Genomic DNA, 21749 nt, shown 5'->3' with positions numbered 1-21749 from the left:
TCCGCTAAAGTCGCCCCCCTTCTTCACTGGCATGGGGATTTTGCAGGCTATGTTTATTGGTTTTGACTACGGTACCGCTAACTGTTCAGTCGCGGTGATGCGCGACAATATTCCGCAATTGCTAACGCTGGAAAACGGCAGTTCACTGCTGCCATCAATGCTTTCAGCGCCCACTCGCGAAGCGGTCAGCGAATGGCTCTACCGTCATCATGAAGTCCCGACCAGCAGTGATGAAAACCAGGCGCTGCTGCGGCGCGCCATCAACTACAACCGCGATGAAGATATCGATGTGTTACGCAATAGCGTGCAGTTTGGCCTCGCCTCGCTGCATCAATACGTCGACGATCCGGAAGAAGTCTACTTTGTGAAATCGCCGAAATCGTTCCTCGGCGCCAGCGGACTCAAGCCGCAGCAGGTTGCGCTATTTGAAGATTTAGTCTGTGCCATGATGCTGCATATTAAGCAGCAGGCACAAGCGCAGTTGCCGGAAACCATCGACCAGGCAGTGATTGGGCGACCGATTAACTTCCAGGGGCTCGGCGGCGATGAGGCCAACGCCCAAGCGCAGGGCATTCTGGAACGCGCGGCAAAACGCGCGGGCTTTCGCGACGTGGTATTTCAGTTTGAACCAGTTGCGGCAGGGCTGGATTTCGAAGCGACACTCAGCGAAGAAAAACGCGTTCTGGTTGTCGATATCGGCGGCGGTACCACTGACTGTTCACTGCTGCTGATGGGGCCACAATGGCGAGAAAAAGCCGATCGTCATCAAAGTCTGCTCGGGCACAGCGGCTGTCGCGTCGGCGGTAACGATCTGGACATCGCGCTCGCCTTTAAATGCCTGATGCCGCTGCTGGGCATGGGCGGCGATACCGAAAAAGGCATCGCCCTGCCGATTTTGCCGTGGTGGAATGCGGTAGCAATTAACGACGTTCCCGCACAGACTGATTTTTACAGCACCGCCAACGGCCGTCTGCTGAACGACTTACTGCGCAGCGCCCGCGATAGCGAGAAGGTTGCTTTGTTGCTGAAAGTCTGGCGTCAGCGTCTGAGCTATCGTCTGGTTCGCAGCGCGGAAGAGAGCAAGATCGCCCTTTCCGCACAGTCGAGCGTCACGACCGGGCTACCGTTTATCAGCGACGAGCTGGCGACGGCTATCAGCCAGCAGGGTCTGGAAGCGGCTTTAGATCAGCCGTTAACCCGCATTATGGAACAGGTGCAGCTGGCGCTGGATAACAGCAACGATAAACCGGATGTGATTTACCTGACCGGCGGCAGTGCTCGCTCGCCGTTGATTAAAAAAGCGCTGGCGGCTCATCTGCCGGGCATTCCAATTGCCGGTGGCGATGATTTTGGCTCGGTAACGGCAGGATTGGCCCGCTGGGCGCAGGTGGTGTTTCGTTAATCATTGATTGTTTCCCCGGATGATCGGGGTTTCGTAGGCCGGGCAAGGCGTCAGCCGCCGCCCGGCAACAATACGAACACAATATCAAAACCGCGCTCTGTTATTTCCCTTCACGACGCGAAACGTAATCTCGCATCCCTTCTCCAGTATAAATCTGTCGCGGGCGATAAATGTTCAGTGGCGCTTCATGCATTTCGTTCCAGTGCGCCACCCAACCGAGCGTTCTGCCTACGGCGGTAATTACCACAAACATCGACGCAGGCAGCCCCATTGCTTTGAGGATCACGGCCGTATAAAAGTCGACGCTCGGCGACAGGCCATTCTCAACAAAATACGGATCGGTCAGCGCCACCTCTTCAAGCGCCATCGCCACCTGCAATGGCATATCGCACATGCCCAGCTCTTCCAGCACCCGGTGACAGGTCTCACGCAGTATAGCCGCTCTGGGGTCAAGATTACGGTAGCGAGAGTTACCAAAGCCCAGGCGACGGAATGCCTGCGGATCGCGTTTTGCTCTACTCAGGAAGGCGGGGATTTGGTCAACGGTCTCAATCTCTTCCAGCATTCGCATGCTGGCTTCGTTAGCCCCGCCGTGTGCTGGCCCCCACAGAGACGCAAGCCCCGCGGCAACGCTGGCGAATAAGTTTGCCCCGGAAGAGCCCGCTGCCCGCACAGTCGTGGTCGACGCGCACTGGCCGTGGTCAGCATGCAGCACCAGAATCTGATTCATGGCCTGCTCAATCACCGGGTTAAGTTGATATTTTTCTGCCGGGATCGCAAACAGCATATGCAGGAAATTGCCCGCATAAGAGAGATCATTACGTGGATACTGCGCCGGCTGTTCAATAGAAAACTTATAGCTCATCGCCGCCAGGGTTGGCATTTTCGACAGTAAACGCGTCGCGGCCAGCGCGCGGTGTTCCGGGTTTTCGACGTCCAGCACATCGTGATAAAACGCTGCCAGGGTCCCTACCAAAGCACACATTAATGCCATCGGATGGGAGTCGCGACGAAAACTGCTGCACATGCGGGCAATCTGCTCGTGCACCAGGCTATGGCGGGTAATTGTTTCGTTGAAAACCTGATAGCTGGCTTCGTCTGGCGCATCGCCACGCAGCAGAATATAAGCGACCTCAAGGAAGTCACACTGACGAGCGAGCTGATCCACCGGGTATCCGCGATGCAGCAGAACGCTATTTTCGATATCAATCCAGGAGATGGCTGACGTACAGCCTGCGGTGTTGCTAAAACCGGGGTCAAAACTGCATATCCCTAAAGGCGCTAACGGGCGTATATCCATGCCAACGTGGCCGAGAGTCCCGGTGACCGTACTCAAAGGAATTGACCGTTGTTCATCCAAAGAAAGCATTAACGATTTCGTCGTCATCCTGTAAGGTCCCCCTGTACAACATAATGAATAATTTGCCTGGCCATTTCTCCAGGCGGAATTGCCAACATAACCAGAGTCGCCCAGGGATTCTTTGATATGAATAACCAAAACATTCACAAAGGCGCATTATTATTCGTCGTTTTAGTGAAACTTCGCCACACTCCCCATTGAATAAAATAATGAACAACCGATCATTTGCATTACTTAAATCCTGCGATTTTATGCATAAAGGATGATTTTATTTTACATTCGATAGCCAATCGTGGTTCCTCATTTTATTCAGCATTTACTCCCACATCATTACCCAATGATATCAATCCCTGGCCCTCCCAATGGCGACAAGAGAGTCTACATGCGAGACTGCAGGTTCGATCGTTGATACCGTTCGACGGTGGTGCTTTTTCAGACTCCCTCGTAACATACCAATAAATAAAAAATTAATTAAAGTGTAATATTTGCCAACTATCAGCCGCCGTCATTATTAAATAAGCTATTGCAAATTTTATATATCTATACCACTGGCTAATATCAAAAACGCCTATGCTTTGACGGAATTTTTAGCTTGCATATCCTCCCTTTCTCCCCATACGTTAACCTGACATGAGAATTTACCCAAGGCAGGTCTGGCCAGTTGCCCGACATGCAAATAACGCTGGAATAATATCTTTGACAACAGCAGAATGCTGCGTCGTCCAACCCTACGAGTTTATTTCCCGGATTCCGGGGGATTGCCTGTGCCAGCAGCAGGCTTCATCGCCGTTCATATCGTACTGGTTTTATTAATCCATACCGCAAGGGGTCGTGATTGAATCGTGTGTGCGCAGTTTTTGATATTGTTTGCCGATGCAACAGACTTCATTTCTGGGCATGGAGTGGCGTATTTTTGGTCCTACAGATGTTGGCTCCGGCTCGCGCGGAAGTCCGTCAACTGGGTATCGATATTCCTGTATACTGGTACGCCGACGTCAGCGACAAGATGACGTTAGATGCCTTTTTTTCTCTGCCGAAAGATGCGCTGAAAACGGCACCGCTGATCCCCTCGTTTGGCTATTCGCCAAAGACCTTCTGGTTGCGTACCACGCTTCCTGCGGCATACTTCGCCGGTGAACAACGCTGGCTGCAGCTGGGCCCGTCATTTGTTGATCATTTAAGCGTATTTTATCGTCCCTACGGCAGCGATAGCCCGTGGATACGAAAAGAGTTTGGCGATCATGCTCCCGCCCGGGATAACGATCTCGACTATCGGGAGAGCGTGCTGATTTTACCGCCGCCCCCCACCGTTGAGGGCTACGAGATAGCATTCCGTCTCCAGAGCAGCAGCACACTCATTCTGTTGGCAACCCTCTCTTCCCCACAGGAGTTTGTGCGCTCTGCGACTCTCGACACGGCCTTCTGGAGCTTTTATTTTGGTCTGGCTGTGATTGCCAGCAGCATCGCACTGTGGCTCGCCGTTGCGCTGCGCCGCCGTTTACTGTGGGGGATCTGCTTGTTCTCCCTCAACTATCCGCTGGTGGCGGCACTGCACGGTTATCCTGAATGGCTCTTTGGCGACGTGGTGTTGCCGGTGCAGGATTACATGATCAGCTGTTTGTCGCTGGTGAGCTACGCCACTGCCCTGTGGATGCACAGCGAGGTTTTTGATCTTAAAAAGAATATGCCGCGACTGCATAAACTGCTGCTGGCGGCTATCGGGTTAAATATTGTCTTGCAAATCAGTATCCCGTTGGGCTTCTATGGCCTGGCGATGCAGATAGAAGCGGGAATATTCTTCATCGCCGCCCCTATTCTGCTGATAACGTCCTGGACGCTGTGGCGGCGTAAAGCGATTGACCTGAATACGCTACTGCTGGGGCTGCTGCCGCCGGTATACGTGGTATCCGCCGCGCTGGTTTTGCTCTCCATCCATGGCGTCATTCCCTTTCATAATATGGTTTATTCAACCTGGCAGTACGCGCTGATTATCCATATCGTCACCGTATTGATTATCGCCGTGCTGCGCGTTCGCGCGGAAAACCGCAAGTTAATGAAGAAACAGCAGCTGGCGCGGGAGCTACAGATTGAGCGCGAAGCCAGTTTCCATCAGCGCCAGTTTATGGGCATGGTGGCGCATGAGTTCAGAACACCGCTGGCAATTATTCAGGCCGCGCTGGAAAACTTACGCCTGTGCTCTTCAACCTCTGTGCAGGAACCGCGTCTCGACAGGATGCAGCGGGCGACGACCCGGCTGGTGCAGTTAACCGATAACTGTCTGGCCGACGCCCGCCTGTCGTCCTATGCCCTCCGGGCTGATAAGCAAGATTCAGAACTGCTACCGGTCATTCAGATGGCCGCGACGGTCGTCGATCTTTCGCTGAATCATTATTTAACTGTCACCCTTGATGGGCAAACTACCAGCCCGGAATCGTCCTCCCCGGTGCTATTTATTGACGGCGGGTTGCTATGTATTGCGCTCGCCAATCTGCTCGATAATTCGGTCAAGTATTCCGCTTCAGGTGAGATTTGTATCGAAATTCATCAACAGAAAACGCCGTTCGAAATACGGATTAGCGATCGCGGGCCCGGTATTCCGGGTGAACAGGTTGAGCTGATTTTTGAGCGCTATCGCCGCGGTGAGACGCATACGACAACGCCTGCCGGAACTGGCCTCGGATTGTATGTTGCCCGACAAATCGTACAAGCCCACGGTGGAGACTTGTGGTTAGCCAAAAACACCCCTGCCGGATGCGAATTTGCGCTCACTCTCCCACAGACCGGACAGCAGAAGGAAAAATCATGACATTACGTGTGGCTATCATCGAAGATAGCGCTGATTTACTCGATGAACTGCTGGCCTTTTTACGCCATCGCGGATTCGACGCCTGGGGCGTGCGCAGCGCAGAAGCATTCTGGCGTCAGCTGCATCGCGATCCGGTTGATATCGTACTCATCGACATCGGCTTACCGGGAGAAGATGGATTTAGCGTGCTAGACTATCTGCACGAAATTGGTCAGTTTGGACTGGTCGTCATCACCGCCAGAGGGCATGAGCAGGACCGGCTCCAGGCGTTAAATTCAGGTGCTGACCTCTACCTCATCAAACCGGTGAATTTTTCCGATCTCGCCGATAGCATTAATGCGCTTGGCTCCCGGCTTCGGCAGCAAAAACCGCCAGTTAACGCTCCCCAGGCAGTATCAGCGGAACAGTCAGCGTCGTCGCCCTGGACGCTGCAAGTTGAGCAGCTTGTCGCACCTTCGGGGCTGACCCTACCGCTGACGCAACAAGAGTATCGGCTGCTGGAGGTCTTAATGCGTAATCGTAATGAAGTCTGTAACAAAGTTGCCCTGCACGACTGCTTGTTCACCGATGAAGGCGAACCGGAGCTGCACCGAATCGACGTGGTCATCAGTCGTTTACGGCACAAGGCCCGCCTGCACGGCATTACCCTGCCTATTCGCGCCATTTTTGGCAAAGGTCTGGCGTTTATTTCCTGATATCTCTCGCCCCGGCAGTCACCAGTCTGCCGGCTTAGTCCGTCCTTTCTGTACTGTTTCATTACTATTACGTTATGAATTCGGCTTTTCTTGTTAACTTTTTTTCATTTTTTGAGAGGAATGAGAGAAATGAGACTGACAGCACATTAAGAATTTTCCTACATTGACATGGTGTCGTGAGCGAACCACGTCAAAGCGTCATTAAGATAATGGACTGTCGATAAATTCAGCAACCTCTGAATTCCGGCCGTTTGCCACACGCTTTGCTCCCACGATCGCCAGTACGATTTTGAAGAAGAGTATAAAAATATTCTCGTGCGTACGATGTACTGTTTTAACACCTAAAATTAAGTTAAAGGATATCAATCATGGCCATGCAAACATGGTTAGCCTTATTGCTGTGTATATTTTGCCTTTGCGTTTCCGTCTATAGTCTTGTTTCTTATATCAGAGACAGGAGAAAACAGAAGTTTCCGTTTTCAACGAAAAACTCTTCGCGCAGAAGATAATTAAAGCCACAGCAATAATAAAAAATCTGCACAGCAACAATCACCGCATACGCCCGGAGGATTGATCACAACATGGCGTTATGTTGATTTATCAGGGAAATAACGCCATGAAAAGAATAAACATCGCAATCAATACTAAAAATACGTTTCTCAGAGAATCTTTGGTTTCAATGGTCAATGAACTGACCGGCAACAACGATAATCTCGCTGCCAGTTTTTCTTATAAGCATAATGACTTTTTAGATAAGGATATCATTATTGCTGAAGTTCTCCCTGGAGAGATCTATCTGTGCAATACCAGCATAAAAAATCGCAAGAAAAACAGCTCAGTGATCATATTACATAGTTATGACAAGCTCCCGGAAAAAGAGTTAATCGTTAACTGCCTGAAAGGTGTTATCTTTGTCTCAATAAAATCGGTCAACATTGATAAAATGTTTGAAATTATTGCCCTGGAACTAAAAAGGTGTGAACGCCTGACGCTGGCGCAGGTTACAGATTCAACGCTAACCTGCGCTAACTGCCCGCATAAAATGCTATCACGATCGCAGATCGCCGTCGCCAATGGCATTATTCATGGCTTTGACATCAGTAAGATTTCGGCCCTCAACAAGGTCAGCATCAAAACCACCACCTGGCACAAAAGTAAAATCATGGAAAAATATAGTCTTAATAACAATTACGACTTTTTCCAGTTTATTAATTTGTTAAGAGAGCGGTGGTAACCTGTCTCATATGCCAATCATTGATAACATTAGAGCATTGAAAATTAGGAATTTGACGGCTTGTACAGGAAGGTATTCCGAAAAAATATCACCCGGTGAAAAAGGTCTACTCTGACACCATAAGCAGCAGGTAGTATTGTCCGGTTCCTTGGTATAAAGATACAGCTGTGTATTTTTATACAATAAGAAAAACGTCTCTATCGAGGAATATGTCACTTCGTCACATTGCCCCTTGCGTGCCTGTTAGGGGCCTCTTTTTCATCTCATGCAGCAAAACGCCCCCATCAGAGAGGGCGGATGGCCATCAGGCTTCTACCTGCTGAGGTTCAACCTCAGACTCAGGCTCTTCTTCCCGTAATAAACCTTCATTTTTCGACAGCATCGCCGTGGCGATACCGTTACCCAGTACGTTAATCGCCGAACGCCCCATATCAAGGAAATGGTCAATACCCATCAGCAGCAGAATACCGGCAACGGGAATATTGAAACTTGGGATAGTCGCAGCCAGCACCACCAGCGCGGAACGGGGTACCCCGGCAATCCCTTTTGACGCCAGCATCAGGGTCAACATCATGACGGTGATTTCGCTAAAGCTCAGCTGAATATTGTAAGCCTGGGCGATAAACATGGCGGCAAAAGAGCAGTACACCATCGATCCAACCAGGTTAAAGGAGTAACCGATCGGCAGAACAAACGACACGATATTGCGCGAGCAGCCGAATTTAACCAGCCGTTCCAGGGTCTTTGGATAGGCAGCTTCGGAGCTACTGGTCGTGAACGCTACCAGCACCGGGTCTTTGAGCATGTTCAGCAGGCGGAAAACCTCTTTTTTCAGTACCACGTAGCCTACCGCCAGCAGCACCGCGCTGGTCAGTAAAATAGCGACATAGTAACCGCCAATAAAAGAAGCATAGTTAAGCAGGATGCCCAACCCTTGCGAGGCAATAACCGAGGAGATCGCGGCGAAAATTGCCAGCGGCGCGACGTACATTACATACCCGGTCACCTTCAACATAATGTGGGAAACCACATTCAATGCCGCGACCAAAGGCGCATTGAATTTTTCCCCCAGCGACGCGCCGCCAATGCCAAAGAACATAGAAAACACCACGATTTGCAGGATTTCATTGTTGGCCATCGCCTCGGTAATACTGGTCGGTATGGTGTGGGTCAAGAAGCCTTTTAAGCTCATGCCGCTCACCGCCAGCCCCGTCTCAACGGACTCTTTAGGGATCGTCAGATTTAAGCCGGTACCCGGATGCTCAATGCTCACAATCACCAGCCCGACCAGGATGGACAGGATTGACGAAGTGATAAACCACAACATCGCTTTGCCGCCGACCCGCCCGATTGTGGCCGTCTCGCCAAGGCGCATGATGCCGACCGTCAAGGTGCTGAAGACCAATGGCGCAATCACCATCTTAATGAGGCGCAGAAACACATCGGTCAGCAGCGTAATGTTTTCAGACCATGCGGTAATGGTCGTTTGCGCGGCATATGCGTGTATCGCCGCGCCGGAGAGGATCCCCAACAGCATGAAAATGATGATGAATAGCGTGAGTTTGTTTGCACTTGCCACAAAAATTAACCCCTGATTTATTTAACATGTTGATCTTAATGCTCATGTATTTTATTTATTGGAGAGCATTAAACATTCACCATACAAATTGAATAAAAGCAGGAGAAGTTACAACCGTTTTTTAGTTTTTATAGTAAAAGTTAATGTGCGCGTTGATGTGCATCAAGCCGTAGAGAGCCTCAGCAAAACGTCCGGTTCTTACATCGCCAGCCCGCCACCGCCGCTAAACGGCTGCTCTCCGGCGATTTTCATCACTTCCGCCCCAAGAGTCACAAACGGCGCACGACGGCTGGCATAGATCAGGCCGCCCGCTTTCGGCCGTACCGCTTTGACCATGTCAGTGAGCGGGTCGATGATTTCCGCGACAACATCGTCGCGGCTGACCCACTCACCAGGCTGTTTTAGCTGAACTAAAATTCCGGTTGCCGGGGCGGTGACAATCTCTCCGGCGGCAAACGGCAACATTACCGTTTCCTGCTGCGGCACCTCAGGCTTATCGCCCGCCAGCACGCCGCGATATTGCAGATAGCGGTAAATACGCTCGGCGTCCTCACACGCGGTGGCGTGATTCACATCCTGCTGCCCGCGCAGCTCGACGGTCACCGCCATACAACCAGGACGGTATTGCTGCCACTGTGGATACTGCACGGCCAGACGTCGCCATGGTAAACCACAGGCTTCATCAAACGAGTTGCCGCCGCTCTCCTGCGACAGCAGCACCGCGCCAATGCCGAGAAATGCCGCCATAACGCCGGCTTCCTCCTGCCAGTCCGGGTCGGCGTACAAATGCAACATGGCCTGGTCGTCACAGTGCAGATCCAGGACCAGATCGGCATCGCAGGCTAGACTCAACAGATGATGGCGCAGGGCCTGAACTTCACTCTCGCTGGGAAGTGCCGCTAATGCGACCTGCATTGCGCCGCGCACTCGTCGCAAGTAATGCATGCGGGAAACAGGCGATTCCGCATCGATATGCGGTCGCGCCAGTAAGGCCAGGTCGGGGAAGTCACGATTAAAATTGCGCCCGCTCGCCAGATCAAAACGGCCAATACCGCTATTGAGCAGCACCTGAGCCAGCCCCGGCGGGTTCGCCACCGGCACGAGAATGATTTCACCGCGCAGCTCACCGCGTCGCTCCGCCTGACTTAGCAATCTTTTAAGATAGTGCAAAACCAACATGCCAGGGATTTCATCGGCGTGCAGCCCCGCCTGCAGATAGACTTTTTCCCCGGATCCGGGCTCGCCAAAGTGAAAATGGCTTAATTGCCTCTGCCCACTGAGCGCATGTTCAGGTAACGTATGGTGTTTAATTTTCATTGGACGTCCTGGTTGTGGAAAAGAAAGCCCGGCTTGACCGTATTGATCATAAGATCCTTGAAATCCTGCGCCGGGATGGCCGCATTTCTTATCAAAAGCTCTCGGAGCAGGTAAACCTCACCGCGCGTCCCTGCCTGGAACGCGTGCGCGGCCTTGAGCGCGACGGCATTATTCGCGGCTACAGCGCGATCATTGAACTGCCCGAGCCGGAGCACGCTTTTGTGGTGCAGGCGCAAATCGCGCTGGCTGACCACGGGCGCTCGCAGCCGGTGTTTGAACAGGAGATGCGCCAGACGCCCGAAGTGCTGGACTGCTGGCTGGTCAGCGGCAGCTTTGACTTCCTGGTACGGATTGGCTGTCGCAGTATGGCCCACTACTGCCAGCTGGCGGATAGCTGGCTGACCAGTAAAAAGTTTCACGTTGATAAAATCGTCACCCTGACCGAACTGCAATCCATTAAGCGCTCCTGATTAGCCGCGACGAATAAATGCCAGCCAGCGCCGCTCGGCACGTGAAAAGGCAAAAATCAGCAAAAAAGTGCAGAGCAGATACAGCGCTGCGGCCATCAGAAACGGAATGAACGGCGAATAGGTCATAGCGTAGAAGGCGCGCGCCACGCCGGTGACATCCAGCAATGTGACGGTACTGGCCAACGATGTGGCGTGCAGTAAAAAGACCATTTCGTTGTTCAGCGCCGGAATTCCCCGTCTGAGAGTCGCGGGCAGAACCAGACGGCGGATAATCTGCCATTTGCCCATCCCATAGGCTTCCCCGGCAACCCACTCCTGACGCGGAAAAGTCACCATCATCCCCGCCAACAATTCCGCGACGTAAGCAGAAGTGTTCAGCACCAGCGCAAGCGCCGCGCAAAAGGTGGCATCGCGAAACAGCAGCCAGAACGGCTGGTCGTTCATCCAACCCGTCTGCACGATATCGAACTGCGACAAGCCGTAGTAAATCAGCATCAGTTGCAGATAAAGCGGCGTGCTGCGGAAAAAATAAGTAAATGCGCGAATGGGCAGCGCCAGCGCCCGAGGGCCGTAAACCTGCCCCACCGCCATCAGTACCGCCAGCACCATGCCCGGGATGATCGAGAGCAAAAACAGCTCTGCCGTCACCGCCAGCCCGCTCGCTGCTCCGTTGCCGTCGCTCCACAAATAGCTGGGAAGCGCGTCAATAAAGGTTTGTACATTCATAGCGTCGCTCCCGCCGTTGAAGAGCGCAGCGCGTAACGTTTTGCCAGGCGACTAAACAGCCAGCTGGAGAGCGCGGTGATGACCATATAAATCAGCGAGACCAGGAAATAAAACAAGAAGGGCTTTTGTGTGGCGCGCCCGGCCTGTTCAGCCAGCCATACCATATCCTCCAGGCCGAGGATCGAGACCAGCGCCGACGCTTTCATCAGCCCCAGCCAGTTATTGTTAATGCCCGGAATCGCAAAGCTCAGCATCTGCGGTAGCATCACCCGACGGAACACCGTCCACGGGCGCATCCCGTAAGCCTGCGCCGCCTCTGTTTGCCCGCTATCAACGGTAAGAAATGCGCCGCGAAAGGTCTCGGTGTAGTAGGCCCCGAAAACAAACCCAATCGCCAGTACGCCGGAAATAAAAGTATTGAAGCGAACGGGACCCAACCCAACCAGCCCCAACAGCAGATTCACCAGCATTTCGCCGCCGAAAAACAGCAGCAGCATAATCACCAGCTCCGGGATACCGCGCACTAACGTGGTGTAGGCGGTGGAAAACAGGCGCAGCCACGGCGGGCCAAACAGCTTAATCAGTGAATTGACCAGTCCCAGCAGCAGGGCCACCAGCAGCGAAGCCAGCATCACGCACAGCGAGAGCGCCGCGCCGCGTAACAGTAACGGTAAATAATCTGCGACCATGTTCAGCCTTCCGCTTGTACCCTAACGGGGCGCAAATCATCGACTGCGCCCTCCCCCTCCAGCTTATTTGCCGTAGATATCAAAGCTGAAATATTTTTTCTGAATGGTGTCGTAGGTGCCGTCGGCACGAATCGCTTTAATCGCGCCGTTTAGCGCGTCACGCAGCGCCGGATTGTCTTTATTGACTGCGATCCCAACGTCAGAGGAGATGCCGCCGTCCTGGATAACCGGGCCGGCAAAGGCAAACTTCTGCCCGCGTGGGGTATCGATAAAACCAGTCGCCGCCTGAATATTATCCTGCAAAGCGGCGTCGATACGACCGGAAAGCAGGTCGAGATAGACGTTATCCTGGTTTGCGTAACCGACGATTTTCACGCCGTGATTAGCCCAGTTGGCCTTAGCAAAAGCCTCATGAGTGGAGCCTGTCTGGACGCCAACGGTCTTGCCTTTCAGCGTCGCAACATCCGGCAGCAGCGGACTGCCTTTACGTGCCACCAGCTGCGCCGCGCTGCGATAGTAGCGGTCGGTAAAATCCACTTCCTTCTTGCGCTCATCGGTAATATTCAACGAGGCGATAATGGCATCGAATTTATGCGCGTTCAGCGCGGCGATCATGCTTTCGAACGGCTGCTTAACGAAAACGCATTTCGCTTTTAGCTGCGTACAGAGCGCATTGGCGATATCAATATCAAAACCGGTAATTTCACCGCTGGGTGCCAGGACATCGAAAGGCGGATAGCCGCCATCGACGCCAAAGCTGATGGTGTCAAACTGCTGGGCGGCCAGCGGCGCGCTGAGCGCCATACAGGCCAGTAATGCGGCGATGCGTGTTTTCATTTCGGTTTCCCCGGTGTCGGCGCGGTGATTAAAAACGCAGTGAGAGGCAGGTCAGCCCGCCATCCATTTTCTTAAATTCGCTGGTGTCGAGCTGCACAATGGGCATTCCCAGCTTGCTGATTTCGCCCAGGGTATGGGGGTAACCCTGCGGCGTAATTAAGGTATCGTTAATCCACAGCGTATTACCGGCGTAGGACTCTTCTTCAGGGATTACAATGCTGTTAAAACCGTTAAATGCCGGATGGTTAACATAGCCTTCCGTCAGCAGCAGCGTATTGCGGCCAACGTAGTTAACAATTGATTTCAGATGCAGACCGGCGCTCACTTCAATCGCCGTCACCTTATAGCCGTGTGGCTCAACGGCAGCGGCAAATTCGCGAATGCCCTGCTCATCGGTACGCGCCGTCAGGCCAATAAAAAACTGCTTGTCCACCAGCAGCACATCGCCGCCGTCCATATGCCCACGCTCGCTCATCTGCACCAGCGGACGAAAGCCCGCCAGCACCGGCGCGATGGTGTCAACTTCACCCTGGCGGCTCGGTGCGCCCGGATGGGTAATCACCGCCAGTTCCGGCATCACCACGGCGGTATCTTCAACAAAGTGCGCATCCGGATAATCTGCCGCCGCAGGCAGCACGGTCACTTTGAGACCGAGCTTAAGCAAAGTTTCGACATAAGCGAGAAACTGGCGAGTGGTGCTGGCTATATCCGGCGCGCCTAGCTGCGCGGTAGTTTGGCCCGCGCCGCAGGTAGCGGCCGGTAGACGAGCGATGGCTTGGGTAAAATGCATAAAGAACCCTCTGGTATTGGTCGCTTTGATAAAGGCAAAATAATGAGTGAATTTGATTATCAAACAGATACGACCGCCAATCAGGTTGAATCACCTCCAGCGGCTGCTTATTCACGCTGTATATCAGCTCAGATTCGACGCAATCCGCTGTTGGTATCAAGAAACAACGGATACCGATAAATAAATATCGGCGTTCGCAAGATCGGTGGGTAAAAATTGATAAGCGTAAATTACGCGTAAATATTCACCGTAAGCCTCTCAGCAAAAAGCGTTTTATCCAGACATATCTCAACAGTCTTTTCATAATTCCTCCATTTTTAAGCAGCGTTCACTGACTAAACTAGTATCATTCCGTGAAACGTTTCAGGATGAGATAGCAAATTAATGAAAGGTAGCAAGAAAAGCCGTTGGGTAGCCGTGCTGGTAGTCGCGATCGTCGCGGGTGCAGCGTACTGGTTTTGGCAGGGTCGCGAAGCGGCAAACAGCACCTCTGTAACGGCAGCAGGCCCGGGCCAGCAGGGTCCAGGGCCAGGTGGGCCACGCCACGGTCGTTTTGGCGCAGCCCTTGCGCCGGTGCAGGCGGCAACGGCCACCAGTGAATCGGTCCCTCGCTATCTCTCCGGCCTTGGTACGGTAACGGCGGCGAACACCGTCACCGTGCGCAGCCGCGTTGACGGTCAGCTTTTGGCTATCCACTTCACGGAAGGCCAACAGGTAAAGGCGGGCGACCTGCTCGCCGAAATCGACCCCAGCCAGTTTAAAGTCGCCCTCGCCCAGGCTCAGGGCCAGCTGGCAAAAGATCAGGCCACCCTGGCCAACGCTCGTCGCGATTTGGCGCGCTACCAGCAATTGGTCAAAACCAACCTGGTTTCACGCCAGGAGCTGGATACTCAACAATCGCTGGTCAGCGAATCTCAGGGCACGATTAAAGCCGATGAAGCCGCCGTCGCCAGCGCCCAATTACAGCTGAACTGGAGCCGCATCACCGCGCCGATTGATGGTCGGGTCGGCTTAAAGCAGGTTGATATCGGCAACCAGATCTCTAGCGGCGACACCACCGGGATTGTGGTGCTAACGCAAACTCACCCTATCGACCTGGTCTTTACGCTGCCGGAAAACCAAATCGCCACGGTGGTTCAGGCGCAAAAGGCGGGCAAAAACCTGGTCGTCGAAGCCTGGGACCGTACCAACAAACAGAAGATCAGCGAAGGTTCTCTGCTGAGTCTCGACAACCAGATTGATGCCACCACCGGCACCATCAAGCTTAAAGCACGCTTTAATAATCAGGACGACGCCCTGTTCCCGAATCAGTTCGTCAACGCCCGGATGCTGGTGGATACCGAGCAAAACGCGGTGGTTATTCCGACCGCAGCACTGCAAATGGGCAACGAGGGTCATTTCGTCTGGGTGCTGAACGATGAAAACAAAGTCAGCAAGCATACGGTGACGCCCGGGATTCAGGACAGCCTGAAAGTGGTGATTAACGCCGGGCTTTCCGCCGGAGATCGCGTGGTGACCGACGGCATCGACCGCCTGACGGAAGGCGCGAAGGTCGAAGTGGTTGAGGCTCACGACGCCACCACCGCAGCCGAACCGGCAAAAGCCACCAGCCGTGAATACGGTAAAAAAGGAGCGCGCTCCTGATGCAAGTGTTACCGCCGAGCAGTACGGGTGGCCCTTCCCGTCTGTTTATCATGCGCCCGGTAGCGACGACGCTGTTAATGGCGGCCATTATGCTGGCCGGGATTATCGGCTATCGTTTCCTGCCCGTTTCAGCGCTGCCGGAAGTGGATTACCCAACCATTCAGGTGGTGACGCTCTACCCTGGCGCCAGCCCGGATGTCGTGACCTCGTCGATCACCGCGCCGCTGGAGCGCCAGTTTGGCCAGATGTCCGGGCTTAAGCAGATGTCGTCCCAGAGTTCAGGCGGCGCATCGGTGGTCACGCTCCAGTTCCAGCTCACGCTGCCGCTGGACGTTGCCGAACAGGAAGTTCAGGCGGCCATCAACGCCGCGACTAACCTGCTGCCGTCAGATCTGCCTAACCCGCCGGTCTACAGCAAAGTGAACCCTGCTGACCCGCCGATTATGACCCTCGCGGTCACCTCTTCCGCCATTCCTATGACTCAGGTCGAAGATATGGTAGAAACCCGCGTGGCGCAGAAAATCTCCCAGGTTTCCGGCGTCGGGCTGGTGACTCTGGCGGGCGGTCAACGCCCGGCGGTGCGCGTGAAGCTGAACGCCCAGGCCATTGCCGCCCTCGGGTTGACCAGCGAAACGGTCCGCACCGCGATTACCAGCGCCAACGTTAACTCGGCAAAAGGTAGCCTCGACGGTCCGTCCCGTGCGGTTACGCTTTCAGCTAACGATCAGATGCAATCGGCGGAAGATTACCGCCGCCTGATTATCGCCTGGCAGAACGGTGCGGCGATTCGCCTCGGCGATGTCGCAACAGTTGAACAGGGGGCGGAAAACAGCTGGCTCGGGGCATGGGCCAATAACCAGCGGGCGATCGTGATGAACGTTCAGCGCCAGCCGGGGGCCAACATCATTTCCACTGCTGACAGCATCCGCGAGATGCTGCCACAGCTGACCGAAAGCCTGCCTAAATCGGTCAAAGTGCAGGTACTTTCTGACCGCACCACCAATATTCGTGCTTCGGTCAGCGACACTCAGTTTGAGCTGATGCTGGCGATCGCCCTGGTGGTGATGATTATTTACGTGTTTCTGCGCAACGTCCCGGCGACCATTATTCCCGGCATCGCCGTGCCGCTGTCGCTGGTCGGCACCTTCGCGGTAATGGTGTTCCTCGACTTCTCGATTAACAACCTGACGCTGATGGCCCTGACCATCGCCACCGGGTTTGTGGTCGATGACGCCATCGTGGTTATCGAAAACATCTCGCGCTATATCGAGAAAGGCGAAAAACCGCTGACCGCTGCCCTGAAAGGCGCGGGTGAGATCGGCTTTACCATTATCTCCCTGACCTTCTCGCTGATCGCGGTGCTGATCCCGCTGCTGTTTATGGGTGATATCGTGGGCCGCCTGTTCCGCGAGTTCGCCGTCACCCTGGCGGTGGCGATCCTTATCTCGGCAGTGGTGTCGCTGACCCTGACGCCGATGATGTGCGCACGCATGTTAAGCCACGAGTCGCTGCGCAAGCAAAACCGCTTCTCCCGCGCCAGCGAACGCTTCTTTGAGCGGGTGATCGCCGTCTATGGCCGCTGGCTGAGCCGGGTGCTGAACCATCCGTGGCTGACGCTGAGCGTGGCCCTTAGCACGCTGGCGCTGTCGATTATGCTATGGGTGTTTATTCCGAAAGGCTTCTTCCCAACGCAGGACAACGGTATCATCCAGGGCACGCTACAGGCCCCGCAGTCGGTATCGTTTGCCAGCATGGCCGAGCGCCAGCAGCAGGTTTCCGCGGTCATTCTTAAAGATCCGGCGGTGGAAAGCCTGACGTCATACGTTGGGGTTGACGGCACCAACCCGGCGCTGAACAGCGCCCGCCTGCAAATCAACCTCAAGCCGTTGGACGAGCGTGACGATCGCGTACAAACGGTCATCGCCCGCCTGCAAAACGCGGTGGACGGCATTCCCGGTATCGAACTTTATCTTCAGCCAACCCAGGACCTGACGATTGACACTACCGTCAGCCGCACCCAGTACCAGTTCACGCTTCAGGCCAACTCGCTTGATGCGCTGAGCAACTGGGTACCACAGCTGTTGACCCGCCTGCAGGCATTGCCGCAGCTCTCCGACGTCAGCAGCGACTGGCAGGATAAAGGCCTGGCGGCGTATATCAACGTTGACCGCGATAGCGCCAGCCGTCTCGGCATCAGCATGTCCGATATCGATAACGCGCTGTACAACGCCTTCGGTCAGCGCCTGATTTCCACCATTTATACTCAGGCGAACCAGTACCGCGTGGTGCTGGAGCATGATACCCAGGCGACGCCGGGGCTGGCGGCGTTGGACAATATCCGCCTGACCAGCAGCGACGGCGGGATCGTGCCGCTTACGGCGATCGCCAAAGTGGAGCAGCGCTTTGCCCCGCTGTCGATTAACCATCTCGATCAGTTCCCGGTCACCACGATCTCGTTTAACGTCCCAGGCAACTATTCGCTGGGCGATGCGGTCGAGGCGATTCTTGGCGCCGAGCAGGCGCTGGAGTTCCCGAGCGATATTCGTACCCAGTTCCAGGGCAGTTCTCTGGCCTTCCAGTCGGCGCTCGGCAGCACCGTCTGGCTGGTGGTTGCCGCCGTGGTGGCGATGTATATCGTGCTCGGCGTGCTGTATGAGAGCTTTATTCATCCAATCACCATCCTGTCTACCCTGCCAACGGCGGGCGTCGGCGCGCTGCTGGCACTGTGGTTGGCCGGTAGCGAGCTGGATGTTATCGCCATTATCGGCATCATTCTGCTTATCGGTATCGTTAAGAAAAACGCCATCATGATGATCGACTTCGCGCTGGCCGCCGAACGCGAACAGGGCATGCCGCCGCGCGAGGCGATTTATCAGGCCTGTCTGTTGCGTTTTCGTCCGATCCTGATGACCACGCTGGCGGCCCTGTTCGGCGCGCTGCCGCTGATGTTGAGCACCGGCGTTGGCGCGGAACTGCGTCGTCCGCTGGGGATCGGTATGGTTGGCGGCCTGATGCTCAGCCAGGTGCTGACCCTGTTCACTACTCCGGTCATCTATCTGCTGTTCGACCGCCTGTCGCTGTATATGAAGAGCCGGTTCCCACGGCGTGAGGAGGAGGCGTAAGTGAAGTTTTTCGCCCTCTTCATTTATCGCCCGGTGGCGACGATTCTGATTTCGCTCGCCATCACCCTGTGCGGCGTCCTCGGTTTCCGCCTGCTGCCGGTCGCGCCGCTGCCGCAGGTGGATTTTCCGGTCATTATGATCAGCGCCTCGCTGCCCGGCGCCTCGCCGGAAACTATGGCCTCTTCGGTGGCGACGCCGCTGGAGCGCTCTTTGGGGCGGATTGCCGGGGTGAACGAGATGACCTCCTCCAGTTCGCTTGGCAGTACGCGAATCATTATGGAGTTCAACTTCGATCGCGATATCAACGGCGCCGCGCGCGACGTACAGGCGGCAATTAACGCCGCGCAAAGCCTGCTGCCGAGCGGCATGCCGAGCCGCCCGACCTATCGCAAGGCCAACCCGTCCGACGCGCCGATCATGATCCTCACCCTCACCTCGGATACCTATTCCCAGGGTGAGCTGTACGATTTCGCCTCTACCCAGCTGGCGCAGACCATTGCGCAGATTGACGGCGTCGGCGACGTTGACGTCGGCGGCAGCTCCCTGCCCGCCGTGCGCGTTGATCTCAACCCGCAGGCGCTGTTTAACCAGGGCGTGTCGCTGGACGCGGTACGCACCGCCATCAGCGACGCCAACGTGCGTAAACCGCAGGGAGCGCTGGAAGACGCCTCCCACCGCTGGCAGGTAGAAACCAACGACGAGCTAAAAACCGCCGCCGAATATCAACCATTAATCGTGCACTACAATAACGGCGCGGCGGTGCGGTTAGGTGATGTCGCCAACGTCACCGACTCGGTACAGGATGTGCGCAACGCCGGGATGACCAACGCTAAACCGGCAATTTTGCTGATGATCCGCAAGCTGCCGGAAGCCAATATCATTGAAACGGTGGACAGCATTCGCGCCCGCCTGCCGGATCTGCAGCGCACGATCCCGGCATCTATCGACCTGCAAATCGCCCAGGACCGGTCGCCAACCATCCGCGCCTCGCTGGAAGAAGTCGAGCAAACGCTGGTGATTTCGGTTGGCCTGGTGATCCTCGTGGTGTTCCTGTTCCTGCGCTCGGGACGAGCAACGCTGATCCCGGCGGTGGCGGTTCCGGTCTCGTTGATTGGCACCTTTGCGGCGATGTACCTGTGCGGCTTCAGCCTGAATAACCTGTCACTGATGGCGCTAACCATCGCCACAGGATTTGTGGTCGATGACGCCATCGTGGTGCTGGAGAACATCTCCCGCCATCTCGAAGCGGGTATGAAGCCGCTACAGGCAGCACTTCAAGGGAGTCGGGAGGTCGGTTTCACCGTGCTGTCGATGAGCGTGTCGCTGGTCGCCGTCTTCCTGCCGCTACTGCTGATGGGCGGGCTACCGGGGAGGTTACTGCGCGAATTTGCCGTTACCCTGTCGGTGGCGATCGGCATTTCGCTAGCGGTGTCGCTGACCCTGACGCCGATGATGTGCGGCTGGCTGCTGAAAAGCGGCAAGCCCAACGAGCCGACGCGCAAGCGCGGTTTTGGTCGTCTGCTGGTGGCTATTCAGGGCGGATACGGCAAGTCGCTGAAATGGGTACTGAAGCACAGCCGCTTAACCGGCCTGGTGCTGCTCGGCACCATCGCGCTCAGTATCTGGCTCTATATCTCGATTCCGAAAACCTTCTTCCCGGAGCAGGATACCGGGGTACTGATGGGCGGCATTCAGGCCGACCAGAGCATTTCGTTCCAGGCAATGCGCGGCAAGCTGCAGGACTTTATGAAGATCATTCGTGAAGATCCGGCGGTGGATAACGTCACTGGCTTTACCGGCGGCTCACGGGTCAACAGCGGGATGATGTTTATCACCCTGAAATCGCGCGATGAACGACACGAAACGGCGCAGCAGATTATCGACCGGCTGCGTAAAAAACTGGCGAAAGAGCCGGGGGCCAACCTGTTCCTGATGGCGGTACAGGATATTCGCGTAGGCGGACGTCAGGCTAATGCCAGCTACCAGTACACCCTGCTGTCGGACGATCTTGCGGCGCTGCGCGAGTGGGAGCCAAAAATCCGCAAAGCGCTGGCGGCGCTGCCGGAACTGGCGGACGTTAACTCGGATCAGCAGGATAACGGTGCGGAGATGGATCTGATCTACGATCGCGATACCATGTCGCGTCTGGGGATCAGCGTGCAGGACGCCAATAACTTGCTCAACAACGCCTTCGGTCAACGGCAGATCTCAACCATTTACCAGCCTCTGAACCAATATAAGGTGGTGATGGAAGTCGATCCGGTTTACACCCAGGACGTCAGCGCGCTGGATAAGATGTTTGTGATCAACAGCGAAGATAAACCCATTCCGCTCTCTTATTTCGCCAAATGGCAACCGGCCAACGCCCCGCTGTCGGTGAACCATCAAGGGCTGTCGGCGGCGTCGACCATCTCCTTTAACCTGCCGACCGGCAAGTCGCTGTCGGAAGCCAGCGATGCGATTAACCGGGCAATGACCCAGCTTGGCGTGCCGTCAAGCGTGCGCGGCTCGTTCGCCGGGACCGCGCAGGTATTCCAGGAGACCATGAACTCGCAGGTGATTCTGATTCTGGCGGCAATCGCCACGGTCTATATCGTGCTGGGGATCCTCTACGAGAGCTACGTTCATCCGCTGACTATCCTTTCGACCATTCCTTCCGCTGGCGTCGGCGCGCTGCTGGCGCTGGAGCTTTTCGATGCCCCGTTCAGCCTAATCGCGCTAATCGGGATTATGCTATTAATTGGCATCGTGAAGAAAAACGCCATCATGATGGTCGATTTTGCCCTTGAGGCGCAGCGTAACGGCAACCTGCCGCCGGAAGAAGCCATCTTCCAGGCTTGCCTGTTGCGTTTTCGCCCGATAATGATGACCACCCTGGCAGCGCTGTTCGGCGCGCTGCCGCTGGTTATCTCCAGTGGTGATGGCTCCGAGCTGCGCCAGCCGCTGGGGATTACCATCGTCGGCGGTCTGGTGATGAGTCAGTTGTTGACCCTGTATACCACGCCAGTGGTCTATCTGTTCTTCGACCGTCTGCGGTTGCGTTTTTCGCGAAAACTCCATCAACCGGTAAGCGAATAA

General features: G+C 55.0%; 17 protein-coding genes. 10 read left to right on the top strand and 7 right to left on the bottom strand.

From position 1 onward, the window contains the following. Positions 1-49: 49 nt before the first annotated feature. Positions 50-1402: a molecular chaperone gene (gene yegD / locus AC07P6_RS10330; protein WP_478316162.1), complete on the top strand. Its 1353-nt coding sequence runs from the start codon at positions 50-52 to the stop codon at positions 1400-1402. A 100-nt stretch (positions 1403-1502) separates the two neighbouring features. Here yegD and AC07P6_RS10325 read toward each other — a convergent pair whose 3' ends face one another. Next, entirely contained in the window at positions 1503-2789 is a 1287-nt protein-coding gene (locus tag AC07P6_RS10325) for a citrate synthase (protein WP_478316161.1), read from the bottom strand. A gap of 808 nt (positions 2790-3597) precedes the next feature. Between AC07P6_RS10325 and AC07P6_RS10320 the strand changes: the two genes are divergently transcribed. The 4 genes from AC07P6_RS10320 (at position 3598) to AC07P6_RS10305 (ending at position 7497) form a co-directional block, all read left to right on the top strand. Then, on the top strand, positions 3598-5568 hold the full coding sequence (locus tag AC07P6_RS10320; protein ID WP_478316159.1) for a sensor histidine kinase: 1971 nt from the start codon (positions 3598-3600) through the stop codon (positions 5566-5568). Beyond that, on the top strand, positions 5565-6263 hold the full coding sequence (locus AC07P6_RS10315) for a response regulator transcription factor (RefSeq protein ID WP_182239856.1): 699 nt from the start codon (positions 5565-5567) through the stop codon (positions 6261-6263). Before AC07P6_RS10320 ends, AC07P6_RS10315 begins: the two co-directional genes overlap by 4 nt. A 368-nt stretch (positions 6264-6631) precedes the next feature. After that, positions 6632-6772, top strand: coding sequence for a small membrane protein (locus tag AC07P6_RS10310; RefSeq protein ID WP_142462796.1), 141 nt, complete (start codon positions 6632-6634; stop codon positions 6770-6772). A 107-nt stretch (positions 6773-6879) separates the two neighbouring features. Beyond that, a complete protein-coding gene (locus AC07P6_RS10305; protein ID WP_182207320.1) occupies positions 6880-7497 on the top strand; it encodes a helix-turn-helix domain-containing protein in 618 nt (205 codons plus the stop codon). A gap of 304 nt (positions 7498-7801) precedes the next feature. Here AC07P6_RS10305 and AC07P6_RS10300 read toward each other — a convergent pair whose 3' ends face one another. Both AC07P6_RS10300 and AC07P6_RS10295 read right to left on the bottom strand, forming a co-directional pair. Further along, on the bottom strand, positions 7802-9034 hold the full coding sequence (locus AC07P6_RS10300) for a dicarboxylate/amino acid:cation symporter (protein WP_249421917.1): 1233 nt from the start codon (positions 9032-9034) through the stop codon (positions 7802-7804). 240 nt (positions 9035-9274) lie between these two features. Next, positions 9275-10393 carry a succinylglutamate desuccinylase/aspartoacylase family protein gene (locus AC07P6_RS10295; protein WP_478316156.1) on the bottom strand — a complete coding sequence of 373 codons (1119 nt, stop codon included), beginning with the start codon at positions 10391-10393 and terminating at the stop codon, positions 9275-9277. Positions 10394-10407: 14 nt separating this feature from the next. Between AC07P6_RS10295 and AC07P6_RS10290 the strand changes: the two genes are divergently transcribed. Then, positions 10408-10863 (top strand): Lrp/AsnC family transcriptional regulator, encoded by a 456-nt coding sequence (locus AC07P6_RS10290; protein WP_182207648.1) that lies wholly within the window; start codon positions 10408-10410, stop codon positions 10861-10863. On the opposite strand, the gene AC07P6_RS10285 is transcribed toward AC07P6_RS10290, so the two are convergent. The 4 genes from AC07P6_RS10285 to AC07P6_RS10270 all read right to left on the bottom strand — a co-directional run bounded on the left by AC07P6_RS10285 (position 10864) and on the right by AC07P6_RS10270 (position 13905). After that, positions 10864-11589, bottom strand: a complete 726-nt coding sequence (locus tag AC07P6_RS10285) for an ABC transporter permease (protein WP_182207323.1) — start codon at positions 11587-11589, stop codon at positions 10864-10866. Then, positions 11586-12278: an ABC transporter permease gene (locus tag AC07P6_RS10280; protein WP_182207324.1), complete on the bottom strand. Its 693-nt coding sequence runs from the start codon at positions 12276-12278 to the stop codon at positions 11586-11588. Before AC07P6_RS10280 ends, AC07P6_RS10285 begins: the two co-directional genes overlap by 4 nt. A gap of 63 nt (positions 12279-12341) precedes the next feature. Further along, on the bottom strand, positions 12342-13115 hold the full coding sequence (locus tag AC07P6_RS10275; RefSeq protein WP_182207325.1) for an ABC transporter substrate-binding protein: 774 nt from the start codon (positions 13113-13115) through the stop codon (positions 12342-12344). A gap of 28 nt (positions 13116-13143) precedes the next feature. Further along, complete coding sequence (locus AC07P6_RS10270; RefSeq protein WP_478316154.1) at positions 13144-13905, bottom strand: dimethylarginine dimethylaminohydrolase family protein; 762 nt, start codon at positions 13903-13905, stop codon at positions 13144-13146. On the opposite strand from AC07P6_RS10270, the gene AC07P6_RS10265 reads away from it, so the two are divergent. The 4 genes from AC07P6_RS10265 (at position 13900) to mdtC (ending at position 21749) form a co-directional block, all read left to right on the top strand. After that, positions 13900-14085: a hypothetical protein gene (locus tag AC07P6_RS10265; RefSeq protein WP_478316153.1), complete on the top strand. Its 186-nt coding sequence runs from the start codon at positions 13900-13902 to the stop codon at positions 14083-14085. The genes AC07P6_RS10270 and AC07P6_RS10265 overlap by 6 nt on opposite strands. Positions 14086-14289: 204 nt before the next feature. After that, a complete protein-coding gene (locus AC07P6_RS10260) occupies positions 14290-15549 on the top strand; it encodes an MdtA/MuxA family multidrug efflux RND transporter periplasmic adaptor subunit (protein WP_181485655.1) in 1260 nt (419 codons plus the stop codon). Next, complete coding sequence (locus AC07P6_RS10255; protein WP_181485654.1) at positions 15549-18671, top strand: MdtB/MuxB family multidrug efflux RND transporter permease subunit; 3123 nt, start codon at positions 15549-15551, stop codon at positions 18669-18671. Before AC07P6_RS10260 ends, AC07P6_RS10255 begins: the two co-directional genes overlap by 1 nt. Then, a complete protein-coding gene (mdtC, locus tag AC07P6_RS10250; protein ID WP_181485653.1) occupies positions 18672-21749 on the top strand; it encodes a multidrug efflux RND transporter permease subunit MdtC in 3078 nt (1025 codons plus the stop codon).

The organism is Klebsiella sp. GFKo11 (assembly GCF_056490265.1).
The sequence above is the reverse complement of the archived record's forward strand: the minus strand, read 5'-3'. Positions and strand labels throughout refer to the sequence as shown.